Here is a 23241-nt window from a genome sequence, read left to right on the forward strand (position 1 = left end):
CCACGCCGCGTTGTCTCGACCCGGGTCTCACCGCGCCGCCGAGACGCCAAGCTCCCGCACCAGTCCGAACCACAGCGCGGTCAGTTCGCGCGCCGCTGGATCCTTGCTCGGCTTCAGCCGGACGGCGGTATGCACCAGCACAAGCTTCGACGCCGGATCGACGAAGATCGCCTGGCCATTGGTCCCTAGCATCGCGAACATGCGGCGCTTGGCCGGCATGATCCAGGTCTGGTAACCATAGCCATAAAACGGCGTCGCCACGCGCGGCGCGCGGAACGAACCTTCAGGCGCGGTGGTTGCCTCGATCACCCATGCTTCCGGAATGATTCCGCCGCCGTCTCGCGCAAGCAGAAGACCAAAGCGCGCATAGTCGCGCAGCCGCGCAGCGAGACAGCAATAGGCCTGCTCCTGATTGTGCCCGTCGACGGTCCAGCTTGCTTCGTCTTCCGCGCCCATCGGCTTCCAGATTTTTTCCGACAGATAATCCGACAGGCGCTTGCCGGTCGCAGCCATCAGCACAAGACCAAGCGTTTCGGTCTGCGATCCCGCATAGGCGAATTTCGTCTCGGGCGGCGCGGCACGGGTGTTGTAGCGGCGGAGCAGGTTGGCGGCGCTCGGCAGATCGGAGCGGCGCAGGTCGCGGCTGAACGCAAAGGCATCATCGGTGCCGTCGTATCGTTCGGAAAACTCGATCCCCGCGCTCATGGTCAGAAGCGCGCGCAATGATGTCTGCCCGTAGGCGCTGCCCTTCATCTCCGGCACATAGTCCTGCGCCTTGTCCTCGATGGAGCGGATCTTTCCTTCCTTGATGGCAATCCCCACCAGCATCGCCACCATGGTCTTCACCATGGAGTTGGACAGCAGGCGATCGGTGTCGCGGCGTCCGTATTGATAGCGCTCGAACAGGATCGTCGAATCCCTGACGATCAGCAGTCCCGTCGTGGGATGCCGGGCAAGGTACTGATCGATGGTGCGGCGCTCGCCATCGAAGTCATAGGACCAGGCCGTACGATCGCAGTCGCGGGCCAGCGGCGAAGGCGTGGCTGGCGGAAACACCGCATGGGCCGGAAGCAGTTTGTCGAAATTGCTGAATGTCGCGACCATGTAGTTCTGCTTCGTGCGGTCGGCGATGGTGCCAAGCGGATAGTTTTCGGCGGCGCCATAGGCCTCGGCATCCGGTCCGGAACGGGAGAATGACGGCTCGCAGGCCGCCTTTGCGGACGCGCCACCGGCCAGCAGCACGCAGACGCATGCCGCCGCACCTAACGAATACAGAGCGGATGAAAATGTCATCGGTGTCTCGGAGGTTTGCTGAAAAGCCCTTCGTGATTATGCAGCGAGGATGGCGCGGGACGGTCCGGCGTTCAAGCGGATGAACCTGCCGGCCCCCTCGCCCGACCAACCGTTGTCCGGGAGTTAGCCCCCGGATCACGGGGGATATGATGAAAGCAGTTGTTCTCGCCGCCTTGGGGACCGTTGTCGGTCTCGTTCTCGGCGCCGCGGCCGGCATCCTGGCCGGAATCGCCTGGGTCAGCATTTTCGGGATCAGCGATTTCGAAGGTTACAGCGCGACGCTGGTGTTTTTTACCTTTGCCCCGGCCGGCGCCCTGTTCGGCGGACTTACCGGCGCGATTTGGGCTGCCTATGCCGCGTCACGCGCACGAATCCGCATGGAAGGCGACGCCTAGAGCCGGATCAGCCCGATCGCCTGCCACTGCTTTGGGCGCTCCACACGCCTTGATTGAAATTTAAGCCGAACCCGCGCTTTCGGCATTTGTGCATTGCAATATCGCGAGTGGTCAATCTGCTGGAATCCACTATGACCCGTATCATCAAGTGGAATTCCAGCTTTCTGGCACGGCGTCAGCGAAGACGCCCTTAGCCGTCTGCTGTTTGTTAAGTTACATTTCAGGACTTCAAAAAAATGACAGAGCACAGTCTCTGGCGTGTATCGCGCGCGTTTCACCGCGCGCTGAGTGAGCGTCAGACCGATCAGCTTGAATCCGTCCTCGATGACAATGTCGATTGGGCGATCTATGGACCGATCGACATGTTTGCCTTTTTCGGCCCCCGGCGCGGCAAGCGGGCCGTGGTCGATGTCGTCCGCGAGATTTCCAGCATCGTGACACTCCACCGCAGCGAACGGGAATCCATCATGCTCGGCGAGGACTCGGCCGCGTCGATGATGCGGTATTCGCTGATGCCGGAAGCCAACGGCAATCCGATCAGTGTCCGCGTCGCCCTCTTCGTCCAGTTCAAGGCGGGACGCCTGAGCAGCCTCCGCGCCGTGATCGATACCTTCGACCTCGTCGAACAGACTCTTGGCCGCCAGATTCATCTGCCGAAGATCGCCTAACCAAGTGAATAACTGCTGGATGACAAGCCCCGCCCGCGCGGGGCTTTTGTTTGGGCGGGATAACGCGCGACGATCACAGCGGCTTGAACCGGCGCAACACAATTGCGACAAACACCATTGGAAGATGATCGCCGGAAGTCGCGACTGCTGCGTCGAAAGACGATATTAACCTGCATAGCGCCTGATCAGCCTGATCGATTTGCCGGACGCAATGCAATGACGCCGAAAATGCCGCAGCCAGCGAAAGCCCCAAGGATCGTGACCGCACTGGCGATTGCCTGCGGACTCTGGGCTGCCGTAGCCGGGTCTGCACGGGCGGAAGACGGCACGCCTGCGGAAAACACCGAGACAGCCGCGCCGGAATTCGTCGAACCGGCGGATCTCGACTGGAGCGTGCTCAACAGCGATCCGAGATCGCTTTACGAATCTCCCGCTGCAATCGATCGCAAGATCCGCGCCGCAATCGACGACCCGTGGTCGTGGAGCCGCACCGACAAACCGGACGGCTCCTCCGCCGTCGCGATCAAGCAGCCGGTTACTCCTTTCTGGGACACCCGCGTCGGCGCGGACCTCAACGTCACAACGAAGATGCCGATGACATCGTCGGAAGTGCTCGCGGAAAAAATCGCGCACAACAATCAGATCTCGCAATCATCCGGCAGCGCATGGGCCGCGATGACCGCGCCTGGCGTCGGCTCGATCTGGGACAAGACCGCCATCGAGGCGCGCACCGATCCGTCGCAGGAGCAAAGCAAGTTCGGAACGTCGCTGAGCAAGTCGCTGCCGTTCGGCGGCGATCAGTACGCACTCACCCTGCAGCACGGATACAATGTCACACAGCAAACGCTGGTGCCGGTGTTCGGCCTCGGCGCGTCATCGCGCATTTATGAAATCGATCAGTCCGCCAAACTCGGCATCGCCGAAACCGGAACAAGTTTCATCGCAGGCCAGACCCACTCCAGCGCCGACGACAAATGGCTGCGCCGGATTGGTGCGGAACAGAAACTGTTCGGCGGCGTCACTGTGACCGGATCCGTCAGCGAAACCCCAAGCGGCGCTCCAAACAGCAGCCTGACCGCCGGCTTCAGGACACGCTGGTAGGTTCCACTTAAGCGGGTGGCTACCATCCCGGGCTTTCCCGTTTTGTCCACTGTATGAATCCGCCTTCGCCGCAACCTCGCCGCGTTTCGGTCACGATCGGCTGGACACTTATACCGGTACTCGTCGTGCGGTGGACTCCGCGCTCGCTCAACCTGCGAAACAAGGAACAGCCGATGAACGCTTTGCCAGCAGAAAAGTCCGAAATGACCGATGAAGACAAGACCCTCGCCGCCGTCACCGACGTCGAAGCGGGCATTCGCGACTTCGTCCGCAAGGATGTCGCCTACCTTCGGCGCACGCCGGCCGCTCCTGGCACCGAGACACCTTCGGACGCCACCGCCGAGGCCGCTGTCAGCAGCGTCAACACACTGATCCACCGCGTCGCAGGAGCTTCGGTCAGCGAAATCGAAACGTTGATTGCGGAGCTCGAAGGGCTGCGCACGCTGATGCATAATGAAGGTCAGCGCATCCAGCGCGAACTGGCGGGCTACGCTCAGCTCGGACAGACCGCGATGAAATCAACGCGCATGATCGCCGACAATCTGGCGCAGTGGAAACGCTCGGCTCCCGAGCCGCGCCAGGACTAAACGATACTGAACGATACTCTGACCGCGGCACGATGCCGCGGATCGTGCCTTGGTAACCTCCCTGAGACTTGCCGCCCCTCGAACAGAGCGGGCGGCATTTTTCTGTCAGGAGATGGGGCGCCGCGCCGCGAACACCGAGCCCATGAACGAGAATGCCAGTTCGCCGCGCTGATTGACGCCGGTGTTGTAGAAGCCGACGAAGCCGAATTGCGGCCGCGACTCCAGCGGGCGCTTCGACGTGATCTCGGAAACGTAGGTCAGGGTATCGCCCGCCAGCACGGGCTTGAGCCATTTCAGTTCGCGAAATCCCGGCGACGGTCCCGACACGATCGGCTTCTCGCCGCGCGCCGCCAGTTCAGCGGCTTCACGCTGGAAGCTCGCCACCGTGAGCCGCATGTAAGTCGCCGCCACATGCCAGCCCGAAGCGGCGAGACCGCCGAACACGGAATTGCGCCCGGCTTCCTCGTCGAGATGAAACGGCTGCGGATCGAACTTGGCGGCGAAGGCCTTGATGCCTGCCGGCGTGAACGTGAACGATCCGAGTTCGCGGCGATCGCCGATATTCATGTCTTCGAAATATGGCATGGCTTGTCCTACTTCGCGCCGGCCGCGGCGCGGCGCAACACCATCAGGGGCAGCGTCGCCAGCATCAGCGTCTGTCCCGATGCGTTGCGCATGTCGTTCTTGATGTAAACGAACCCGACGTCAGAACGGCTCTTGGATTCGCGCGTCGAGACCACGTCGACGGATATCGTGAGATCGTCGCCGGGCCGCAATGGCGAAACCCAGCGCACCTCATCGACACCGGGCGAGCCGGCGGAGGCGATGTTGTGAATGAAACCGTCCCAGCAGATCCGCATCAGCAGCGAGCATATGTGCCAGCCCGAGCCCGACAGCCCCTTGAGGATGGTGCGGCTGGCGGCCTCCTCGTCCAGATGCATCGGCTGCGGATCGAACTCGGAAGCGAAGGCGATAATATCGTCGCGGGAGACGTGGTGCGGGCCGAATGTGCCGAAATGGCCGGGCTTGAAGTCTTCGAATGTCAGTTTCATCGTTTCTATCGTGCTGTGGATAGGCGCAGTTTGGCCGTTATTTGAGGACACCTCAAGCGGTGCGTTTCGCGGTCAGCTTCCGTCCTTTTCGGCGATATGCGACAACCTTCACCATCCGGAGCGATTCAGCCGGTCGCTGATTCGCCTACCGTCCTCGATCTTTTGCGCCTCATCTGGAGAAAACCCATGTTTCATTTCCAGGATCTCTTCCAGTGGGACAGGTTCATCACGCCCACCATCATCAAGGTCTTCTACTGGCTGGTGATCGCACTGATCATCCTGTTCGGCATCGCCGGAATATTCTCCGCGCTGACCCTGATGGCGATCAGCCCGTTCGGCGGCTTCATCCAGTTGCTGTCAGCACTGGCAGGCATTGTCGTCGGAATCATTTTCTCGCGCATCAGCGCCGAACTGATCCTGATCATATTCAGGATCAACGAACATCTCGGCGCGATCCGCGACCAGGGCCGCGACCACGAACGGTAGATATTTTCCCGCCGTCACCCCGAGGTGCCGGAGCGAAGCAGCAGGCGTTTGAAAGAACGCCGTTTTTCGAACGGCTATGGGCCTCGAAGGGCGATGGCCTTCTGTTTATCCGTCATCCTTCAACGCTCGCAAGAACCCGCACCTCCGGATGACGGACCGCCGTGCAATTACGTATTGAACCGGAAGTGCATCACGTCGCCGTCGGCGACGACATATTCCTTGCCTTCCAGCCGCAGCTTGCCGGTGTCGCGCGCGCCGGCTTCCCCGCCATTCGCGATGTAGTCGTCATAGGCGATGGTTTCGGCGCGGATGAAGCCTTTCTCGAAATCGGTATGAATCACACCGGCCGCCGCAGGCGCCTTGGTGCCCTTGGTGATGGTCCAGGCGCGGGCTTCCTTGGGACCGACCGTGAAATACGTGATGAGATGCAGCAACTCGTAACCGGCGCGGATCAGGCGGTCGAGACCGGCTTCTTCCAGTCCCAGCGTGTCGAGGAAGTCCACCCGCTCCTCGCGTGACAGCGTCGCGATCTCGGATTCGATCTTGGCGGAAATCGCCACCGCGACCGCACCTTCCTTTTTCGCATGCTCGAATACCTGCTGCGAGAAACTATTGCCGGTGGCGGCAGCGCCTTCCTCGACGTTGCAGACATAAAGAACAGGCTTGGACGTCAGAAGACCGAGCATGCGGAATGCGCGCTCTTCCTCGGCCTTGCGCTCGAGGAAACGCGCCGGCTTTCCGTCGCGCAGCAGCTTCAGCGCGCGCTCGACCAGTTCGAGCTGCTCCTTGGCGTCCTTGTCGTTGCCCTTGGCCTTCTTTGACAAGCTGTCCACCCGCTTCTCGAGGCTGTCGAGATCGGCCAGCATCAACTCAGTCTCGATGGTCTCGATATCGGCCAGCGGCGCGATCTTGCCTTCGACGTGGGTGATGTCGGAATCCTCAAAGCAGCGCACCACATGCGCCACCGCATCGACTTCGCGGATGGTGGCGAGAAACTGGTTGCCGAGGCCTTCGCCCTTCGACGCGCCTTTGACCAGACCCGCGATGTCCACGAACGTCAATTGTGTCGGAATGATCTGCTGCGACTTCGCGATCGCCGACAGCTTGTCGAGGCGCGGATCAGGCACCGCGACCGCGCCGACATTCGGCTCGATGGTGCAGAACGGATAGTTCGCCGCCTGCGCCGCCGCCGTTTCCGTCAGCGCGTTGAACAGTGTGGACTTGCCGACGTTGGGCAGTCCGACGATGCCGCATTTGAAACCCATGATCTTCTTTCGACTTTGACGCGGTGACCGCTTCGATTTCATTTCGTCATACGCGGGCTTGACCCGCGTATCCATCTTCTTTGGAAAGATGGATCGCCGGATCAAGCCCGGCGATGACAATCATTTTTTGGGCGACGGCTCGCTGTCGTCCTTCGATGTGAATCCCTTTGCATCCATCGCAAGATGCACCTTGTTTGCAAACGACGCGTCCTGCCCGGTGACGATAAACGCCGCGTTGTCGGCAATCGCCTCGCACAGCGCGCTGACCCAGGGCATTTCGCTTTTGGCGAAATCGGACAAGACGTGCTGATGCACCAGATCCTTGACGCCGGGATGCCCGACGCCGAGCCTTACGCGGCGATAATCGTTGCCGACATGCGCGGAGATCGAGCGAAGTCCGTTGTGTCCCGCGATGCCGCCGCCGATCTTGACCCGCAGCTTCGCGGGCGGCAGTTCGATCTCGTCGTGAAACACCGTGATGTCGCCGACGCCCATCTTGAAGAACTTGGTTGCCTCGCCGACCGCGTTGCCCGACTCGTTCATATAAGTCGTGGGCTTCAGCAGAATGACGCGCCCGTTGCCGAGATTGCCTTCGGAGGTCTCCCCCTGAAAGCGACGGCGCCACGGACCAAATCCGTGACGCCGTGCGATCTCGTCGACAGCCATGAACCCGATGTTGTGCCGGTTGCCCTGATACTTCGCGCCGGGATTCCCCAGTCCGACGAACAGGCGCATGGCACGGGCTCTCCCGGCCGCTTACTTCTTCTTGTCGGCAGCAGGCGCCTTGGCAGCAGCAGCAGCAGCCGGAGCCTTCGCAGCACCAGCCGCAGGAGCAGCCGCCGCAGCACCGGCCGCAGGCGCAGCACCGGCCGCAGGCGCAGCACCACCGGCAGCAGCCGCAGCCTTCAGTTCTTCGTTGTAGCCCGACGGCGGAACGATGGTGACCAGCGTCGCGTCTTCGCGGGTGAACAGCTTCACGCCGTTCGGCAGCTTGATGTCGGTGATGTGCAGCGAGCTGCCGATATCGAGCTTGCCCACGTCAGCTTCGAGATACTGCGGGATGTTGTCCGCCGGCACTTCGAGGTCGATGTTGTGGGTCACGATGTTGACCGTGCCGCCGCGCTTCACGCCTGGCGAGGTTTCCGAATTCAGCACGTGCAGCGGAACGCTGACGCGGATCTTGGAGCCTTCGCCGAGACGCAGGAAGTCCACGTGCAGCGGGAAGTCGCGCACCGGATCGAGGCTGAAGTCGCGCGGAATCACGCGGTGCTTTTTGCCGTCGAGTTCGATGTCGTGAATCGTGGTCAGAAAACGCCCGGCCTGAATGCGCAGGCGCAGTTCAGCGTCATCGAGCGAGATGGTCAGCGGGGGCTGGTTGTTGCCATAGATCACTGCCGGGATACGGCCAGCGCGACGTTCAGCCCGGGCGGCCCCCTTGCCGGCCTTCGGACGAGCGGTCGCCTTCAATTCCTTGACGGTCGCCATTGTTAAGTTCCTCAAGATTTAAAAGTGAAGGGCCGCAAAGCGGCCCGGGTTTACATCGCGGCGAGCCTCCAGGGGTGCGGGGGCCGCTGACGTGGCGGGTTCTTAGCCCCAAAGGGCCAGAAACACAAGGAAATGAGCGGATTTTAGAGCGGCTTTTTCCGGCGCCGGGACCAGGCCATCAGCCCTCAGATTGAGGAAATTGCCGGCGTTCCACCTGGCGACAGCCCCGCCAGCCAGTCTTCAGAGTCTGCCAAGGCACGCAGCGCGTCGCGCTTGCGGAGCAGGTCCGCGCGCTCGTTTTCGCTGGTCGCCGATGCAGCCATCTTCTCACAGCGAGCTGCCCATTCGCGCAGATCGGCGGAATTATTGTTGAGCATCGAAATATCCAATCAGAAGTGAGCGCCCCTCCTGAGCCAATATCGCACCGAACGAACCATGCCGCAAGGCATAACTAATTGAAATTAAAGAAGTTTTTTACTAATTTTGGGATTCCGCAGCGGAGTGGGGAACTTTGTCCACGTGAGTGAATTGAGTAATTGACTAACCCATCGTCTCGCAAAGACCTTGGCAGCAAAGCGCCCCCACAGGAGGCTAAAATGAGCGATTTGCGCGGCGAACGCCTGCAGATCATGCTTTCGCCTGAGGAATTGTCCGCGGTCGACGACTTTCGCTTCAACCACCGGATGCCGACGCGGGCCGCCGCCGTGCGGGAACTTCTCAAGCTGGGTCTGGCCTCTGCCGGGACCGTGACCCGTACGGGAATGAAATCCAGCGACTATGGCGTGCTCGGCAGCAGCGGACCCGGCGTTGGGGACGGCACTGACGGTGCTGATTAGCATCAGGTGACTTGTTGCGCAGCGGTTGGCGGCACGCGCCGGACCGCCGCCCGCGAGTTCCTGGCAGCAGCAACGAGCGGCTGCTCAATCAGAAAATAAACCGCCACTCCCGCCACGACGCTGCCGAGGCAACCTGCAAGAATAAACTCGCCGGTCAGCAGCGGCTGTGCATCCAACCCCGACAACACGACCGCGCTCTTTACAACGGAGAGCACGACGCCGTGGGTGAGATAAATCGAATAGGATGCGTCGCCCAGCAACATCGGCAAGCGCCAGACCCTCAGTTTCCGCTCGAGAGCGAGCGCACCCGTCACGATCAGGAACGCCGGCAGGCCCCAGTGAAACAGTCGCGCGACGCCGGTACTGGCCGCCGAAAGCATCCCGGACGTCAACAGCAAACCGCACCCGACGGCGAGCAGGAATACGGCAACAGCCGGGCGCGGCAACGCCTTGCGCTCATACATGATGCCCAGCAGACATCCGATCATGAACTCAATGAGAAGCGGGCTGGTGTAGGTCAGCCCGATCGGCCCCGATGGCGAGACCAGCAGCGGCAATGCCGCCAGCGCCCCCAGGATTGTGCAAACCAGCAACGCGCGGTGTCGCCTTGCGATGAAAAGAGCGAAAGCAAACACCGCATAAAAGAACATCTCGAAATTCAGCGTCCATCCGGCAATCAGCAGCGGTTGGATTTCTCCCGTTCGCGGCGAGACGAACGGGATGAACAGCAGGGACCGCACGAGATTCCACAGCGAGGGCACTGTTGCGGGATCGCGGAAGATCAGCCAGCCGCCATAGAGCAACAGCGTCATCGTCCAGTAGAGCGGCACGATACGGATGATCCTGGTCACCGCGAAGGATGCCGGCGTGGTTCGCTCCGACGCCGTGGTGATCCACATGATGAATCCGCTGATGACAAAGAAAATGTCGACGCCGGCCGCGCCGAACGGCAGTCCACTGAAATTGAGATACTCCTCCGCCATGCCGTCGGCATGGAAAAACACCACCATCACGGCGGCGGCGGCGCGCAGGTACTGGATCGACAGAATCTTCGGCATGGCCGGCGGCTGCGCTCTTTTACTCAATCGTTACCATCGCTACTCAGCTTTGATTAAAGATGCAGCCGGCGGAAGGCACGGTTGCGTGACGAGAGCCGGTAACCGCCGTTAAGGATAACTGTTAAGAGTCGGGAACCTGTTTTTCGCTACATCTGTGGAGTTGATACCTAACGCCCCGCAGAGGACGGACATGGCTGCTTTGGCAGAACTTCCGCAGACATCGCGACGTCTGCTTCTCGCATCGGATTGTGAGGACCAAAGCGAAGACCTCGCGCGCATTCTGAGGAATGCAGGCAGCGTGGAAACGATTTCCATTTTCGACCTGCCCGATCATCCGGCCAGCGATTTCGCCGGTGTCATTATCGACATCGATCTCACCTCGGCCACCGCCGTGCAGCGCGTGCGCAGCAAGCTCACCGGCAAGGACTATCAGCCCCTGCCCCGGCTGTTCGTTCTGGCCGACGCGCTTCACCACGGATCGGCGCAGGCCTGGGCGCTCGGCGCCACCGACACCATCCAGCGGCCGTTTCATCCGGAGAGCATCCTGCACCGGATCCGCCAGGTCTTTCCGGAGACGCCGGAAGACGAACGCACCACCGACGCGCGCATCCTGAGCACCGGCGTCACCGCCGCGCTGGTCGTGATGTCGAAAATCTTCCGGCGGCTCCCCGCCGGCATTCCACTTTCGTTCGACGATGTGATGCAGGCGGAAACACAGATCCTGCGCGCGCTGAAACGCTGCTCGCTGCGGCAGTGGCTGATCGCGGTCAACAAGCATCACAACAAGAGCTATCGCCACACCCTGCATGTCACCGGCTATGCGGTTGCCTTCGCCCATCATCTCGGCATGCGCGAAGACGACCAGCGCCGCCTGACCCGCGCGGCGTTGCTCCACGATGTGGGCAAGGCGTTCATTCCCGTTCCGATTCTCGAAAAAATCGGCGTCCTGACCGACGAGGAGAACGCCGTTCTCGCGCAGCACACCCAACTCGGTTACAACGCGCTGAAAGAGCAGCGCGGATTTCCCGGCGAGGTGCTCGACGTCGTCCTGCACCACCATGAAATGCTCGACGGCACTGGCTACCCGGAGGGCCTTCAGGGAGACCGCATCAGCGACATCGTCCGCATCATCACGCTGGTTGATACCTACGCGACCCTGCTCGAGCCCGACGCCGAAACATCCGCGATGACGCCCGAACAGGCCTACGGAATCATGGAATTGATGGGGAGCAAACTCGACGGCGCGCTGCGCCAGGCCTTCCGCCCGGTGGCGTTCGGGACCTGAGCGTCCGCATTTCCTTCGTTGATTTTATTCCGCCGACACGATTAGGTGCACTTGCAACTAATTCGGGACGCGTGCCGGCATCGCATCGGCCGCGCAGGAGGACGCCCATGCCGATCGAAACGCTGACCCGCCGATCATTCATGACAGCCGCCGCAGCATTTGGCGCGAGCCTGTCCGCTCCCACCGGTCTGGCTGCCCCGGCCTGGGCGCAGGCAGCCTACCCCACGCGGCCGGTTCATCTCATCGTCCCCTACGCAGCCGGCGGCGGCACGGATTTCTTCGCGCGGCTGGTGGCGGCGTCGATGAGCGGCACACTCGGACAGCAGATCGTGGTGGAGAACCGCCCCGGCGCCGGGACGCAGATCGGCGCCGAAGCTGCGGCGAAGGCCGAGCCCGATGGTTACACGTTCCTGCTCGGCGACACCTCGACCTACGCCTCCAACAAAAGCCTGTACCAGAAGCTTCCGTACGATCCGCAGAAGGACTTCGCGCCGATCTCGCTGACCGGACGCTTCGCCATCGTGCTGCTGGTCAACACCGACAAGCTCAATGTCAATTCGGTGCAGGCCCTGATCGATGCCGCAAAGAAAGCGCCCGGCGCCATCGACTATGCGAGCGCCGGTGTCGGCTCCCCGTTCCATCTGGCCGCGGAACTGTTCGCGCAGTCATCCGGTATCAAGCTCAATCACGTTCCCTACAAGGGCGCGGGCCCCGCATTGCAGGATCTCGCCGGCGGACAGATCGGAATGATGTTCGTCGATTTCGCCACAGCGCGGTCGCAGCTCAACCTGAAATCGATCAAGGCGATCGGCGTGTGTTCACCGGGCGAGTTCTATGGACTGCCGGGCGTGCCGGCCGTTGCCGCCGCGGTTCCGGGCTTCGAGGCATGGGCGTGGCAGGGCTTTTCCGCACCGGCGAAAGTCTCGCCCGACATCATCGCGAAGCTGCGCGAGGCTTATCTCAAGGCGGTCAACGATCCCGCGATCAAGCAGAAGCTGATCGATGCCGGGATCGATCCGTTGCAAAGCACGCCGCAGGAGATGGCGGGCTATGTCGCATCCGAAACCACGAAGTGGGAGAAGGTGATCAAGACCGCGGGGATCAGACTGGACTGACGCGTTCGGCTTCCTTCGCGTCCCGAAGCTCGCTCAAACCGCGAACGAACATCTCGACCGCAAAAACGTAGCTCTTTTGATATTCGATCGGGCGGGCGACCGGCGCCGACATTTCATTGATGACGAATCCGCGAACCAGGCTCTTGAGGATGCGGACCGCATGCCTGGCGGCCTCGCCACTGATTCCTGCCTCGCCAAAAACGCGGAGTACGACCAGAGCCAGTTGCCCCGCCGCCTTCTGATACTCGGGATTGTCGACATCCGGGTCGCGAAACGACGCAATGGCCAGGCCGGGACTGCCAAGCGAAAAACTGCGCATCGCATGCGCCATCGCACGGATCGCATCCAGGCACGTCTTGCCTTTGACGGCTTTTTCAATCTGCCGCTGAAGTCCCTGATAGCCCGCGATCGCCAGCGCCTGCTTCATCTGCGGGATGGTATCCACCTTGCCGAAGAAGGCCTCCATTTCCGTGACAAGGTCGGCGGCGATCTTCTTGTCCCATCGCGGTGCAGGCGCCTTGATGACGCGTTCAACCTCGGAGAAACGTGTGCGATCGAACGGAGTCACAGCCAAGCCTCGCAACCAGATCGAGATTCTGGACCGGATTGGTCAACGTCCTTGGCGCAAAGCCGAAGCGTTTCGATTCAAATGGTCGGCATGGGCCGTCACAAGACCCTGACTCCTGCTTTACCAAGCTGTGACTGCTTCTCGGGCGTGATGGCCTTTCGCCATGCGTCTTCCGCGCCGGGTTCGGGAAGGAAGCGGCCGAACTCGATCATCTGCGGTGCGTCGATGTCCTGGATGTAGAACCACACATCCTCCGCGCCAACCCCCGCGGCCGCCCGCACCTTGTCGGCAGCCTCGCCCATCAGCTTCTGTTTCACATCGATTCCTCGCCCCGAACGGATCATGCCGTGGACGAAAACGTGCGGATGCGCGTTAGGCTTGCCGCCGATGAAATGTTCGCCGTTCTCGAGGGCGCGGAAGATTACCTGCGCAAAGAACGCCGGCGCACCGGTTGCGGCATGATGGGCCGCCGTGATCGCCTCGGCGATCTGCCCCTTCTGAGCGGCTGAGAGCGACAGGTTTGCCGTCGTCACGGTGTAGGTCGGCATCGGTTCCTCCGGATTCATTCAGTATCCATTCTGCCCGCGGAAAGTGACGATATATAGATGCATATGCAATCTTTATTTATTGTATATGCATCTAATGTCGCGTAGGCTGAGCCACCAGACTAAGGATGCCGATGTTCACCGATTGCTATTGCACCCAGTTTCGCCGTTCCTCGCGGGCCTTGACGCGCCTCTATGATGCCGCGCTCAAGGATCACGGCATCCGCATCACCCAGTTCTCGCTGCTGCGTGCACTGCGCCGCCTCGGTGGCGCAGCGACGTTCAGCGAACTCGCCGAAGAGGTCGTCCTCGACACCACCACCATTTCCCGGAACGTGAAAGTTCTCGCGGCCAACGGCTGGGTCAGCTTTCAAAACACCGACGACGGCCGCGAGAAGAAGATCCGCCTGAGCAGCGCCGGCGGCAGGAAGATCGATACCGCGACATCAAGCTGGCAGGTCGCACAGGACCAGATCCTTGGGTCCGCCAAGGAAATCTTCGCCGCCCGCAAGGGCGATCCGCTGATCGACACACTTGAAAAACTTCAGGCGCTCTCTGGCGCAACCGATCCTGAAGAGCCGGTTGTCGAGCGCAAAACGCGCAGGAAAGCCTGACGCCCCCCGCATCGCGCGATTTATTTTTCACGACAAAGGAACAAGCCTCATGCCGCTCGTACGCATCGATCTCGCCAAGGGAAAGTCAGCCGGGCATCGCAAGGCCATCGGCGAGATCATCTACACGGCGATGATCGAAACCATCAACGTTCCCGCCGACGACAAGTTTCAGGTCATCAGCGAGCACCCGCCGGAAGAGCTGAACTTTCCGAAGAGCTATCTCGGCATCGAATACAGCAAGGACATCGTCTTCATCCAGATCACGCTCAATGCGGGGCGTACGGTGGAGATGAAGAAGGCCTTCTACAAGCGCATCGCCGACGACCTGCATGCGCAACTGAACATCCGCCGCGAGGACGTCTTCATCAATCTGGTGGAAGTCGCGAAGGAAAACTGGTCGTTCGGCAACGGCATCGCGCAGTACGCGTGACGACTCCGGCCTCATATTCCAGCAGCGCCGGTCCTTTTCTCCAGAAGGTCGAGACGAGCCTTCAGTGCCTCGTTCTCCTCGCGGGCGAGGCGCGCCATGTCCTTCACCGCCTCGAATTCCTCGCGCTTGACGAGATCGAGGTCGCGCAGGATGCGCTCGGCCTGGCTGCGCACCACGGTTTCGATCTCGCGCTTCACGCCCTGCGCGGCGCCCGCGGCATCGTTCATCAGGCGAGCGATCTCGTCGAAAAAGCGGTTGCTGGTCTGGGTCATCATGAAACTCCGAGGGCCGAATACCGTGTTTAGCTTGCCCAGACAATGGTGATGGCCTTGCCAGGACGCAAGATGTAAGAAACACGTGAATTGTTAAACGCGCATTCCTGTCGCAAACCGGGGCTACTTTTCGCGGAATAGACGCCAGGATTCGCGACCCCCGCCGGACATTGCCTGCCCATGTTTCTGACCATCGCGTTCCCCGTCTTCGACCCCATCGCCATCGCCATCGGGCCGATCGCGATCCGCTGGTACGCGCTGGCCTATATCGGCGGCATCGTTCTGGGGTGGCTCTATGCGCGCAAGATCATCCGCAGTGAGCGGCTGTGGGGCGGCAAGGCGCCGTTCACGGTGACGGATTTCGACGATTTCATCCTGTGGGTGACCCTCGGCATCATCCTCGGCGGCCGCACCGGTTATGTGCTGTTCTACAATCTGAGTTTCTTCACCCAGCATCCTGCGGAAATCTTCAAGCTGTGGACCGGCGGCATGTCGTTCCATGGCGGTTTCATGGGCTGCGTGATCGCGGTGCTGCTGTTCGGATGGAAACGGAATATTTCCGTGCTGTCGCTCGGCGACGTGACCTGCGCGGTCGGCCCGATCGGCCTGCTGCTCGGGCGGCTGGCGAACTTCATCAACAGCGAGTTGTGGGGCCGCACGGCGGATGCGAGCGTCCCCTGGCGGATGGTGTTTCCGAACGGCGGACCGCTGCCGCGTCACCCAAGCCAGCTCTATGAAGCGGGTCTTGAGGGCGTTGTTCTCTTCATCATTCTGGCGCTGCTGATCCGGGGCGGCGCGCTGAAGCGCCCGGGCCTGATCATCGGTGCGTTCGCCGCGCTCTATGGCGTCGCGCGCATCGTCAGCGAGTTTTTCCGCGAACCCGACCCGCAACTGGGATTTCTCTGGGGCGGCCTGACCATGGGCATGATCCTGTCGGTCCCGATGATTGTCGCCGGCCTCATTTTTATCGGGGCTGCATGGCGCCGCGGGCCGCGCACGGCGGGTGACGGCGCTGCCAAAGCGGCTTAATAACGTAAGATCATATTTAAATTAGCGATTCCCGATTTTTGAAAGTTCGCCGTGTCCGATTATTCGCCGCTTGAAACCCTGATCAGAAAGCAGATCACCGCGAACGGCCCGATGCCGGTGTCCCGGTACATGCAGATTTGCCTGACGCATCCGGAATACGGCTATTACCTCAAGCGCGATCCGCTCGGCCGCGACGGCGATTTCATCACCGCCCCCGAAGTCAGCCAGATGTTCGGTGAACTGGTCGGGCTGTGGGCGGCGTCGGTGTGGAATGCGATGGGCATGCCGCAGGAGGTCAAGTTCATCGAACTCGGACCCGGCCGCGGCACCATGATGGCGGACGCGCTGCGCGCGGTGCGGATTCTGCCGGCGTTCCATGATGCGATCACCGTGCATCTGGTCGAGGCCAGCGAGCGGCTGCGCGACAAGCAGCGCGAGAAGCTTGCCGATGCGGCTTATGTCGAGTGGTACGACCGGATCGAGGACATCCCGGACGGACCCGCGATCATTCTGGCCAACGAGTTCTTCGATGCGCTGCCGATCCATCAGGCGGTCAAACAGGAAAGCGGATGGCACGAGCGCGTTATCGAGATCGATGACGACGTTCTTGCCTACGGCATCGCCAAGGACCCGATCCCACGCTTCGAGGTGCTGCTGCCTCCGCTGGTGCGTGCCGCGCCCAATGGCGCGATCTTCGAATGGCGGCCCGACAACGAGATCATGACCATCGCGCGCCGACTCCGCGATCAGGGCGGCGCGGCGCTGATCATGGACTACGGCCATCTGCGCAGCGACGCGGGCGATACCTTCCAGGCCGTCGCGCGGCACAACTACACCAACCCGCTGCGCAACGCCGGCCTTGCGGACCTCACTGCACATGTGGATTTTCAGGCGCTCGCCCGCGCCGCCGAGGATGTCGGAGCGCGCGCCCACGGCCCGGTGGAGCAAGGCGTATTCCTCAAGAGCCTGGGCATCGAGACCCGTGCGCAGGCATTAATGAAGAATGCGACCGAAGACGGCCAGAAGCTGATTACCGCAGGACTGGCCCGCCTCACCGGCCCGAGCCCGGAAGGAATGGGCTCGCTGTTCAAGGTGCTCGGCATTTCGCACCCTGCCATCGCAACGCTGGCGGCGCTGTCCGAGCAGGACACGAAATCATGACGTTCACGTCGTCGCTGTTGTCGGCCGTGCCGGGTCTGCGCCACGCTTTCTTTTCGCGCGAGGGCGGTGTCTCGAAAGGCATCTATGAGAGCCTCAACGGCGGCATCGGCTCGCATGACGATCCGGCGCATGTCATCGAAAACCGCCGGCGCATGGCGGAGCATCTCGGCGTCACGCCGCCGCAATTCCTCACCGTATTCCAGATTCACTCGCCCGATGTCGCGGTCGCCACCACGCCGTGGGACACGGCATCGCGCCCGCACGCCGATGCGATGGTGACGAAAGTGCCGGGACTGGCGCTCGGCGTCACCGCCGCCGACTGCGGACCTATTCTCTTTGTCGACCCGCAGACACGCGTGATCGGCGCCGCGCATTCCGGCTGGAAGGGCGCCATCGGCGGCGTGCTTGAAAATACGATTGCCGCGATGGAAGGCCTCGGCGCATCGCGCGCAAACATCATCGCCGCGATCGGCCCGCTGATCCGGCAGCAGAGCTATGAGGTCGGCGCGGAATTCGTTGCGCGCTTTTCAGAAGGCGCGCCCGACAACGCGCGCTTCTTCGTGCCGTCAACGCGCGCGGACCATGCAATGTTCGATCTCGCCGGCTATATCCGCCAGCGGCTGGAGCGTGCGGGCATTCTGATGATCGACGATGTCGGCATCGACACCTATGCGGACGAGCGCTTCTTCAGCTACCGCCGCACCACGCACCGCAAGGAACCGGACTACGGCCGCAACATCCACGCCATCGTGCTGGACAGCTAAAAGCTCGGATTTGGCTCAAATACCGGCGGCCCCGGTCGCCGATTGCAAACCCTGCCCGCAGCCTGCCCTAGACGTTAACGCTCATTAACGATATCGCTGGACCGAACCTCGCCGGGCAGGGCAAAACCCGCCGGCGAGACATCGGGGCGAACATGGATTTCACCGGGCGAACAATCACTTGGGCAGCGCTGCGGGTTGCGCGGGCGCCCCTGTTGCTGGTCCTGCTGAGCCTGACCGCCGCCTGCACCACCAGCGGCTCGGGCCCGGTTGCCACCACCTCGTCGTTCGGCCCCACCGTCGCCTTTGAATCCGTGGACGGCCCGCCGCCGCAGGTTTTCGACCGGCTGGTTCGAGCCCTCGAAACCGAATCCACCGCCCGCAGCTTCACCATCGTGTCCCGCGAAGCGCAGGCCTCCTACCGGGTCCGCAGCTATCTGTCGGCGCAGGTCCGGCGCGGGAAGACCACCATCGCCTGGGTCTGGGATGTCTACGACCGGGATCAGGAACGCGCCATCCGCCTCAGCGGCGAGGAACCCGCCGGCAAGGGCGGCCGCGACGCCTGGGCCATGGCAGATGACCAGTTGATGCGACGAATCGCGCTCGCCGGCCTGAACGGCCTCAATGGGTTGATCAGCGGGACCGCCCCGGCGCAGGACCCTGCCCCGGCCGCGCCCCGAACCTCCGGTCCTGCCATCGCGCAGACCGACGAGAATCGGCCTGAATCGGGCCCCGTACGAATGCAGACGCTGGCGTTCAGCGCCCATTAGGGATGCAGACGCAGTTCTGAGCCGGTTTTTGCAGGAAAAACCGAGGCTTTGTATTGCCAGCCTCGTCATCTCCTTGTTATCACGCGCGCCTGCGAAGACGTCAGGCTCCGGTTCCGTTTCATAGGCAGCGATATGTTGAAAAGCGTTTCCCCCACATCGCGAGGAGAGGCTGCAATTTCAGCGAAGAATGGCTCCATCAAGCTGGTAGCCGGCAATTCGAACCCCGAATTGGCTGCCGAGATTTCCTCCGTGCTGGGCGTGCCGCTGACTAAGGCCAGCGTGCGCCGCTTCGCCGACATGGAAATCTTCGTCGAGATTCAGGAAAACGTCCGCGGCTCCGACGTCTTCATTATCCAGTCGACGTCGTTTCCGACCAACGACCACCTGATGGAATTGCTCATCATCACCGATGCGCTGCGCCGCGCTTCCGCGCGCCGCATCACCGCCGTGATCCCCTATTTCGGCTACGCGCGGCAGGACCGCAAAGCCGGCGGCCGCACCCCGATTTCGGCCAAGCTGGTGGCCAACATGATCACCCATGCCGGTGCGGACCGGGTCATGACGCTCGATCTCCATGCCGGCCAGATCCAGGGCTTCTTCGATATCCCGACCGACAACCTTTATGCCTCGCCGCTGATGGTGCGCGACATCAAGGAGAAGTTCGACCTCGCCAACGTCATGGTCGTGTCGCCAGACGTCGGCGGCGTGGCACGCGCACGCGGCCTCGCCAAGCGGATCAACGCGCCGCTGGCCATCGTCGACAAGCGCCGCGAACGCGCCGGCGAATCCGAAGTCATGAACGTGATCGGCGATGTCGCCGGCTACAACTGCATTCTGATCGACGACATCGTCGATTCCGGCGGCACGCTGGTGAATGCCGCCGACGCGTTGCTCAAATACGGCGCCAAGGAAGTCTCGGCCTATCTCACCCATGGCGTTCTGTCGGGAGGTGCGGTCGCGCGCGTCACCTCATCCCGGCTCAAGGAACTGGTGATCACCGACTCGATCCAGCCGACTGAAGCGGTGCGCAAGGCTCCGAACATCCGCGTGCTCTCGGTCGCCACCCTGATCGCCGAAGCCATCGGCCGCACCGCATCCGAAGAGTCGGTGTCGAGCCTGTTCGACTGAACGGCCCATTTTCAAAAATATTTTTTCTCGCCCTGCACGCGCAATGAGTCTGCGCGACTCGCGCCGCGTGAATCCGATTCCGTTTTGTTCTCACACCGGTCGGATTTGAAACACGAGTCAGCCGCGCGTAAGTTCATGCGCGGACTCATGAATTGGCGCGACGATGCATTTCATCACCGCATGTCACGCTTACCTGTTGAAGAGACAGGAAATTAACCCTTTGCCTGTGGACGGGATTCGTAGCGGCGTTGCGCGTCTTGCGCAAATCACCGATCAATCTTGTCACAAGGTTGCCGTTGCGGCGCACGATCCGAAAACCGGGTCGTCATGATCGTAAACGGAGAACTTGCAGCGACAGTTCTCGCTCGTTCTTTGCGTTTCGTTCAGGCGTTTCACATCCCACACCAGCAGAGGGTGAAGGCAGCATGTCCCATCTGGACATCATAACGGATTCGCAAAGCAGCCCGCTTTCGGTCGTCGAGGAGATCGCATCTTCCAACGACTGGTCGTTCGAACGCTCGGGTCACGACGAGATCACCATCCTGACGCAGGGACAGTGGACCGACTACCAATTGTCCTTCACCTGGATGGGCGACATCGACGCGCTGCATCTGGCCTGCACATTCGATATGAAAATTCCCGAGGCGCGGCGCAGCGAAGTGCAGCGCCTGATCGCCGCGATCAACGAGCAATTGTGGATCGGCCATTTCGATGTCTGGCTCACCACCGGATCGATCATGTACCGGCAGGCGCTGATCCTGCCGGGCGGCATGACCGCCACGCCCGCGCAATGCGAACTGATGCTCGAAGGCGCGCTGCACGCCTGCGAGCGCTACTATCCGGCACTGCAGTTCGTGGTCTGGGCCGGCAAGACCGCCGCGGAGGCCATGAGCGCCGCGATGTTCGATACCGCAGGCGAGGCGTAAGGCTTCACTTCATCCGGGGCGCGCGACACCCGAGATGTCGTCCCCGCGAAAGCGGCGACCTATCTTTCGATCCGCGCACGCTGCGACAGCTTGTTGCGCCCCCGCTCATTCAATAGAACTCTGTGGTTATGGGTCCCCGCTTTCGCGGGGACGGCCCGAGTGGATTGAGTCATGGCAACATCAACTTCCTCCGACGCGCTGAAAAACTTCACAGGCTCACTCGTGCTCGCGGGTGCGGGCAAGATGGGCGGCGCGATGCTGTCCGGCTGGCTGGACGGAGGACTCGACGCCAAACGCGTGACCATCATCGAGCCATTCCCGTCGGACGACACCCGCGATTTCGTCGCGCGCGGCGTGCGGCTGAATCCCGAGACGAAGGACATCGGCACCGCCGACGTGCTTGTACTCGCGGTCAAACCGCAGATGTTTCGCGATGCCGGACCGCAGTTGAAGCCGCTGGTGGGCTCATCGACCCTCGTGGTCTCGATCATGGCGGGAACCACCATCGCGGCCCTCACCGAGGTTTGCGGCGGCAAGGTGATCCGCGCCATGCCCAACACACCGGCCGCGATCGGACGCGGCATCACAGTCGCGGTGCCGGCGGATGGCGTCGCGCCGGATCAGCGAGCTGTCGCCGATGCGCTGCTGCGCGCCACCGGCGGCGTCGAATGGGTCGACGACGAAGCGCTGATGGATGCGGTGACCGCCGTATCCGGCTCGGGTCCGGCGTATGTGTTCTTGCTTGCCGAAGAACTCGCACGCGCCGGTGTCGCAGCCGGATTGCCCGAAGCACTGGCGACAACGCTGGCGCGGGCAACCGTCTCAGGCTCCGGCGAACTGCTCCGCCTGTCGGATCTCGACAGCGCGACCCTGCGCAAGAACGTCACCTCGCCGGGGGGCACCACGGCAGCCGCACTGGAAGTGCTGATGGGCGCGAACGGCTTTCAGCCGCTGCTGACGAAAGCGATTGCGGCTGCGACGAAGCGCTCAAAGGAACTGGCGAAGTAATCAGACCGGCACGCGCACCGTCGCCCGCAGACCGCCCATCGGGCTGTCGCCGAGCGTGATGTCGCCGCCATGGGAGCGCGCGATGTCGCGGGCAATGGCGAGACCGAGGCCCGTGCCGCCCTCGTCCTGATTGCGCGCATCGTCGAGCCGCAGGAACGGCTTGAAAACTTCCTCCCGCATCTCGACCGGAATGCCCGGACCGTCGTCATCCACCGTCACCGTCAGATAGCGATGATCGCGATGGCCGGTGATCGCAATGGCATTGGCGTGACGCCCTGCATTCGACACCAGGTTCGCGATACAGCGCTTGAAGGCCGCGGGCTTCACGATCACCACCGGCATGCCGTGGAACACAACCGTCGCCGCGTGACCATGGCGCTCGGCGTCGCTGCGCAATTCTTCGAGCGCCTGCTCCATGTCGGTCGGCTGCGCCTGCTCGCCGCTGTCGCCGCGCGCGAAGGCCAGATACGCCTCCAGCATGCCGCTCATCTCATCGACGTCCTTGCGCATGCCCTCGACTTCCGGGCTGTCGCCGATCAGCGCCATCTCAAGCTTGAAGCGGGTCAGGATGGTGCGCAGATCGTGGCTGACGCCGGCCAGCATCGCGGTGCGCTGCTCGATGCTGCGCTCGACGCGCGATTTCATTTCCATGAAGGCGAGCGCTGCGCGGCGAACCTCCCGCGCGCCGCGCGGACGGAAATCCGGCACCTCGCGGCCCTTGCCGAAACTCTCCGCGGCATCCGCCAGCCGCAGGATCGGCTTGATCTGGTTGCGCAGGAACAGCACCGCCACGATCAGCAGGATCGATGACGTGCCCAGCATCCAGAAGATGAAGATTTCCGAATTCGACGCATAGGCCGCGCTGCGCTGGGCGAAAATTCGCATTACCGTGTCGTCGAGCTTGATGCGGATTTCCACCAGAGACGAGCGGCCCACCGTGTCGATCCAGAACGGGCGCGCGATCTGGCGGCTGAGCTGCACCGACAACGTTTGATCCAGTAGCGAGAAGAACGGCTTCGGCCCCGGCGCCGGCATGTCATTGACCGGCAGGAAGTCCACCACAAGGCCAAGCCGCTGCTGCGCGATGCGCTTGATCTGGGTGCGGTCCTTATCCTGCGGATAGGACCTGTAAACGTCGATAAGCGCGGAGATGTCCTGCACCACGGCGGCGGACAGCCGGCGGGTCACCGTGTTCCAGTGCCGCTCCATGAACACGAAGGCGACCACCGATTGGAGGATCACCATCGGCACGATGATGATGAGCAGGGCGCGGGCATAAAGCCCCTTCGGCATCAGCTCCTTGAACCATTGGCCCAGCCATTCGCTGGCGCGTGACACGCGACGCGACGCGGTACGAATGAACGTGAGACCTGTGTCGAGCGTACTCATAACAACGCGCCCGG

Annotated in this window: 29 protein-coding genes; 17 read left to right on the forward strand and 12 right to left on the reverse strand. The window is 62.1% G+C overall.

Translation table 11 applies throughout. From position 1 onward, the window contains the following. Positions 1-27 precede the first annotated feature (27 nt). Positions 28-1293, reverse strand: a complete 1266-nt coding sequence (locus ACP7AL_RS00720; RefSeq protein WP_425987848.1) for a serine hydrolase domain-containing protein — start codon at positions 1291-1293, stop codon at positions 28-30. A 146-nt stretch (positions 1294-1439) separates the two neighbouring features. Between ACP7AL_RS00720 and ACP7AL_RS00725 the strand changes: the two genes are divergently transcribed. The 4 genes from ACP7AL_RS00725 (at position 1440) to ACP7AL_RS00740 (ending at position 4044) form a co-directional block, all read left to right on the forward strand. Next, on the forward strand, positions 1440-1688 hold the full coding sequence (locus tag ACP7AL_RS00725; RefSeq protein ID WP_425987850.1) for a hypothetical protein: 249 nt from the start codon (positions 1440-1442) through the stop codon (positions 1686-1688). Between the two features lie 236 nt (positions 1689-1924). Beyond that, on the forward strand, positions 1925-2356 hold the full coding sequence (locus tag ACP7AL_RS00730) for a nuclear transport factor 2 family protein (protein ID WP_006021988.1): 432 nt from the start codon (positions 1925-1927) through the stop codon (positions 2354-2356). Between the two features lie 216 nt (positions 2357-2572). Beyond that, entirely contained in the window at positions 2573-3457 is an 885-nt protein-coding gene (locus ACP7AL_RS00735; RefSeq protein WP_425987853.1) for a hypothetical protein, read from the forward strand. Between the two features lie 173 nt (positions 3458-3630). Beyond that, on the forward strand, positions 3631-4044 hold the full coding sequence (locus tag ACP7AL_RS00740) for a hypothetical protein (protein WP_006021990.1): 414 nt from the start codon (positions 3631-3633) through the stop codon (positions 4042-4044). Between the two features lie 105 nt (positions 4045-4149). Here ACP7AL_RS00740 and ACP7AL_RS00745 read toward each other — a convergent pair whose 3' ends face one another. Both ACP7AL_RS00745 and ACP7AL_RS00750 read right to left on the reverse strand, forming a co-directional pair. After that, positions 4150-4629, reverse strand: a complete 480-nt coding sequence (locus ACP7AL_RS00745; RefSeq protein ID WP_425987855.1) for a MaoC family dehydratase — start codon at positions 4627-4629, stop codon at positions 4150-4152. An 8-nt stretch (positions 4630-4637) separates the two neighbouring features. Further along, entirely contained in the window at positions 4638-5096 is a 459-nt protein-coding gene (locus tag ACP7AL_RS00750; protein ID WP_425987857.1) for a MaoC family dehydratase, read from the reverse strand. 186 nt (positions 5097-5282) lie between these two features. Here ACP7AL_RS00750 and ACP7AL_RS00755 point away from each other — a divergent pair, with 186 nt between their 5' ends. Further along, positions 5283-5582: a DUF4282 domain-containing protein gene (locus tag ACP7AL_RS00755; RefSeq protein WP_006021993.1), complete on the forward strand. Its 300-nt coding sequence runs from the start codon at positions 5283-5285 to the stop codon at positions 5580-5582. A gap of 167 nt (positions 5583-5749) precedes the next feature. Here ACP7AL_RS00755 and ychF read toward each other — a convergent pair whose 3' ends face one another. From ychF to ACP7AL_RS00775, 4 genes are all read right to left on the reverse strand, one after another. Then, entirely contained in the window at positions 5750-6847 is a 1098-nt protein-coding gene (ychF, locus tag ACP7AL_RS00760) for a redox-regulated ATPase YchF (protein ID WP_006021994.1), read from the reverse strand. Between the two features lie 120 nt (positions 6848-6967). Next, positions 6968-7582, reverse strand: coding sequence for an aminoacyl-tRNA hydrolase (pth, locus tag ACP7AL_RS00765; RefSeq protein WP_024919993.1), 615 nt, complete (start codon positions 7580-7582; stop codon positions 6968-6970). Positions 7583-7603: 21 nt separating this feature from the next. After that, positions 7604-8332, reverse strand: a complete 729-nt coding sequence (locus tag ACP7AL_RS00770; RefSeq protein ID WP_425987860.1) for a 50S ribosomal protein L25/general stress protein Ctc — start codon at positions 8330-8332, stop codon at positions 7604-7606. Between the two features lie 185 nt (positions 8333-8517). Continuing rightward, positions 8518-8721: a hypothetical protein gene (locus tag ACP7AL_RS00775; RefSeq protein WP_425987863.1), complete on the reverse strand. Its 204-nt coding sequence runs from the start codon at positions 8719-8721 to the stop codon at positions 8518-8520. Positions 8722-8928: 207 nt separating this feature from the next. Between ACP7AL_RS00775 and ACP7AL_RS00780 the strand changes: the two genes are divergently transcribed. Continuing rightward, positions 8929-9168, forward strand: a complete 240-nt coding sequence (locus tag ACP7AL_RS00780; protein WP_425987865.1) for a hypothetical protein — start codon at positions 8929-8931, stop codon at positions 9166-9168. Positions 9169-9170: 2 nt separating this feature from the next. Here ACP7AL_RS00780 and ACP7AL_RS00785 read toward each other — a convergent pair whose 3' ends face one another. Beyond that, positions 9171-10226: an acyltransferase family protein gene (locus tag ACP7AL_RS00785; RefSeq protein WP_425987867.1), complete on the reverse strand. Its 1056-nt coding sequence runs from the start codon at positions 10224-10226 to the stop codon at positions 9171-9173. Positions 10227-10416: 190 nt separating this feature from the next. Between ACP7AL_RS00785 and ACP7AL_RS00790 the strand changes: the two genes are divergently transcribed. Both ACP7AL_RS00790 and ACP7AL_RS00795 read left to right on the forward strand, forming a co-directional pair. Continuing rightward, positions 10417-11511 carry an HD domain-containing phosphohydrolase gene (locus ACP7AL_RS00790; RefSeq protein ID WP_425987869.1) on the forward strand — a complete coding sequence of 365 codons (1095 nt, stop codon included), beginning with the start codon at positions 10417-10419 and terminating at the stop codon, positions 11509-11511. Positions 11512-11618: 107 nt separating this feature from the next. Continuing rightward, the gene (locus tag ACP7AL_RS00795) at positions 11619-12626 is read left to right on the forward strand and encodes a Bug family tripartite tricarboxylate transporter substrate binding protein (protein ID WP_425987871.1); all 1008 of its coding nucleotides are present in this window, start codon (positions 11619-11621) and stop codon (positions 12624-12626) included. On the opposite strand, the gene ACP7AL_RS00800 is transcribed toward ACP7AL_RS00795, so the two are convergent. Together ACP7AL_RS00800 and ACP7AL_RS00805 are read right to left on the reverse strand one after the other, a co-directional pair. Beyond that, the gene (locus tag ACP7AL_RS00800) at positions 12613-13194 is read right to left on the reverse strand and encodes a TetR-like C-terminal domain-containing protein (RefSeq protein WP_425987873.1); all 582 of its coding nucleotides are present in this window, start codon (positions 13192-13194) and stop codon (positions 12613-12615) included. The two genes, ACP7AL_RS00795 and ACP7AL_RS00800, sit on opposite strands and share 14 nt — an antisense overlap. 98 nt (positions 13195-13292) lie before the next feature. Further along, positions 13293-13742 (reverse strand): tautomerase family protein, encoded by a 450-nt coding sequence (locus ACP7AL_RS00805; protein ID WP_024919988.1) that lies wholly within the window; start codon positions 13740-13742, stop codon positions 13293-13295. A 125-nt stretch (positions 13743-13867) separates the two neighbouring features. On the opposite strand from ACP7AL_RS00805, the gene ACP7AL_RS00810 reads away from it, so the two are divergent. Together ACP7AL_RS00810 and ACP7AL_RS00815 are read left to right on the forward strand one after the other, a co-directional pair. Continuing rightward, the gene (locus tag ACP7AL_RS00810) at positions 13868-14353 is read left to right on the forward strand and encodes a MarR family winged helix-turn-helix transcriptional regulator (RefSeq protein WP_425987875.1); all 486 of its coding nucleotides are present in this window, start codon (positions 13868-13870) and stop codon (positions 14351-14353) included. A 49-nt stretch (positions 14354-14402) separates the two neighbouring features. Beyond that, positions 14403-14783: a tautomerase family protein gene (locus tag ACP7AL_RS00815; protein ID WP_425987878.1), complete on the forward strand. Its 381-nt coding sequence runs from the start codon at positions 14403-14405 to the stop codon at positions 14781-14783. A gap of 11 nt (positions 14784-14794) precedes the next feature. Here ACP7AL_RS00815 and ACP7AL_RS00820 read toward each other — a convergent pair whose 3' ends face one another. Beyond that, on the reverse strand, positions 14795-15055 hold the full coding sequence (locus ACP7AL_RS00820; protein WP_425987881.1) for an accessory factor UbiK family protein: 261 nt from the start codon (positions 15053-15055) through the stop codon (positions 14795-14797). Positions 15056-15235: 180 nt separating this feature from the next. Here ACP7AL_RS00820 and lgt point away from each other — a divergent pair, with 180 nt between their 5' ends. The 7 genes from lgt to proC all read left to right on the forward strand — a co-directional run bounded on the left by lgt (position 15236) and on the right by proC (position 21838). Next, positions 15236-16084 carry a prolipoprotein diacylglyceryl transferase gene (lgt, locus tag ACP7AL_RS00825; protein WP_425987884.1) on the forward strand — a complete coding sequence of 283 codons (849 nt, stop codon included), beginning with the start codon at positions 15236-15238 and terminating at the stop codon, positions 16082-16084. Positions 16085-16135: 51 nt separating this feature from the next. After that, complete coding sequence (locus ACP7AL_RS00830; protein ID WP_425987886.1) at positions 16136-17245, forward strand: class I SAM-dependent methyltransferase; 1110 nt, start codon at positions 16136-16138, stop codon at positions 17243-17245. Further along, positions 17242-18009 (forward strand): peptidoglycan editing factor PgeF, encoded by a 768-nt coding sequence (gene pgeF / locus ACP7AL_RS00835; protein ID WP_425987888.1) that lies wholly within the window; start codon positions 17242-17244, stop codon positions 18007-18009. Before ACP7AL_RS00830 ends, pgeF begins: the two co-directional genes overlap by 4 nt. Before the next feature lie 152 nt (positions 18010-18161). Next, a complete protein-coding gene (locus ACP7AL_RS00840; protein WP_425987891.1) occupies positions 18162-18776 on the forward strand; it encodes a hypothetical protein in 615 nt (204 codons plus the stop codon). A gap of 174 nt (positions 18777-18950) precedes the next feature. After that, positions 18951-19904 carry a ribose-phosphate pyrophosphokinase gene (locus tag ACP7AL_RS00845; RefSeq protein ID WP_024919981.1) on the forward strand — a complete coding sequence of 318 codons (954 nt, stop codon included), beginning with the start codon at positions 18951-18953 and terminating at the stop codon, positions 19902-19904. A gap of 425 nt (positions 19905-20329) precedes the next feature. After that, entirely contained in the window at positions 20330-20830 is a 501-nt protein-coding gene (locus ACP7AL_RS00850) for a YbjN domain-containing protein (protein ID WP_024919980.1), read from the forward strand. 171 nt (positions 20831-21001) lie between these two features. Further along, entirely contained in the window at positions 21002-21838 is an 837-nt protein-coding gene (proC, locus tag ACP7AL_RS00855; protein ID WP_425987893.1) for a pyrroline-5-carboxylate reductase, read from the forward strand. On the opposite strand, the gene ACP7AL_RS00860 is transcribed toward proC, so the two are convergent. After that, positions 21839-23227 carry an ATP-binding protein gene (locus ACP7AL_RS00860; RefSeq protein WP_425987895.1) on the reverse strand — a complete coding sequence of 463 codons (1389 nt, stop codon included), beginning with the start codon at positions 23225-23227 and terminating at the stop codon, positions 21839-21841. Positions 23228-23241: the final 14 nt, after the last annotated feature.

Origin of the sequence: Afipia sp. DC4300-2b1 (genome assembly GCF_049895725.1) — a bacterium.
GTDB classification, from domain to species: Bacteria; Pseudomonadota; Alphaproteobacteria; order Rhizobiales; family Xanthobacteraceae; genus Afipia; species Afipia broomeae.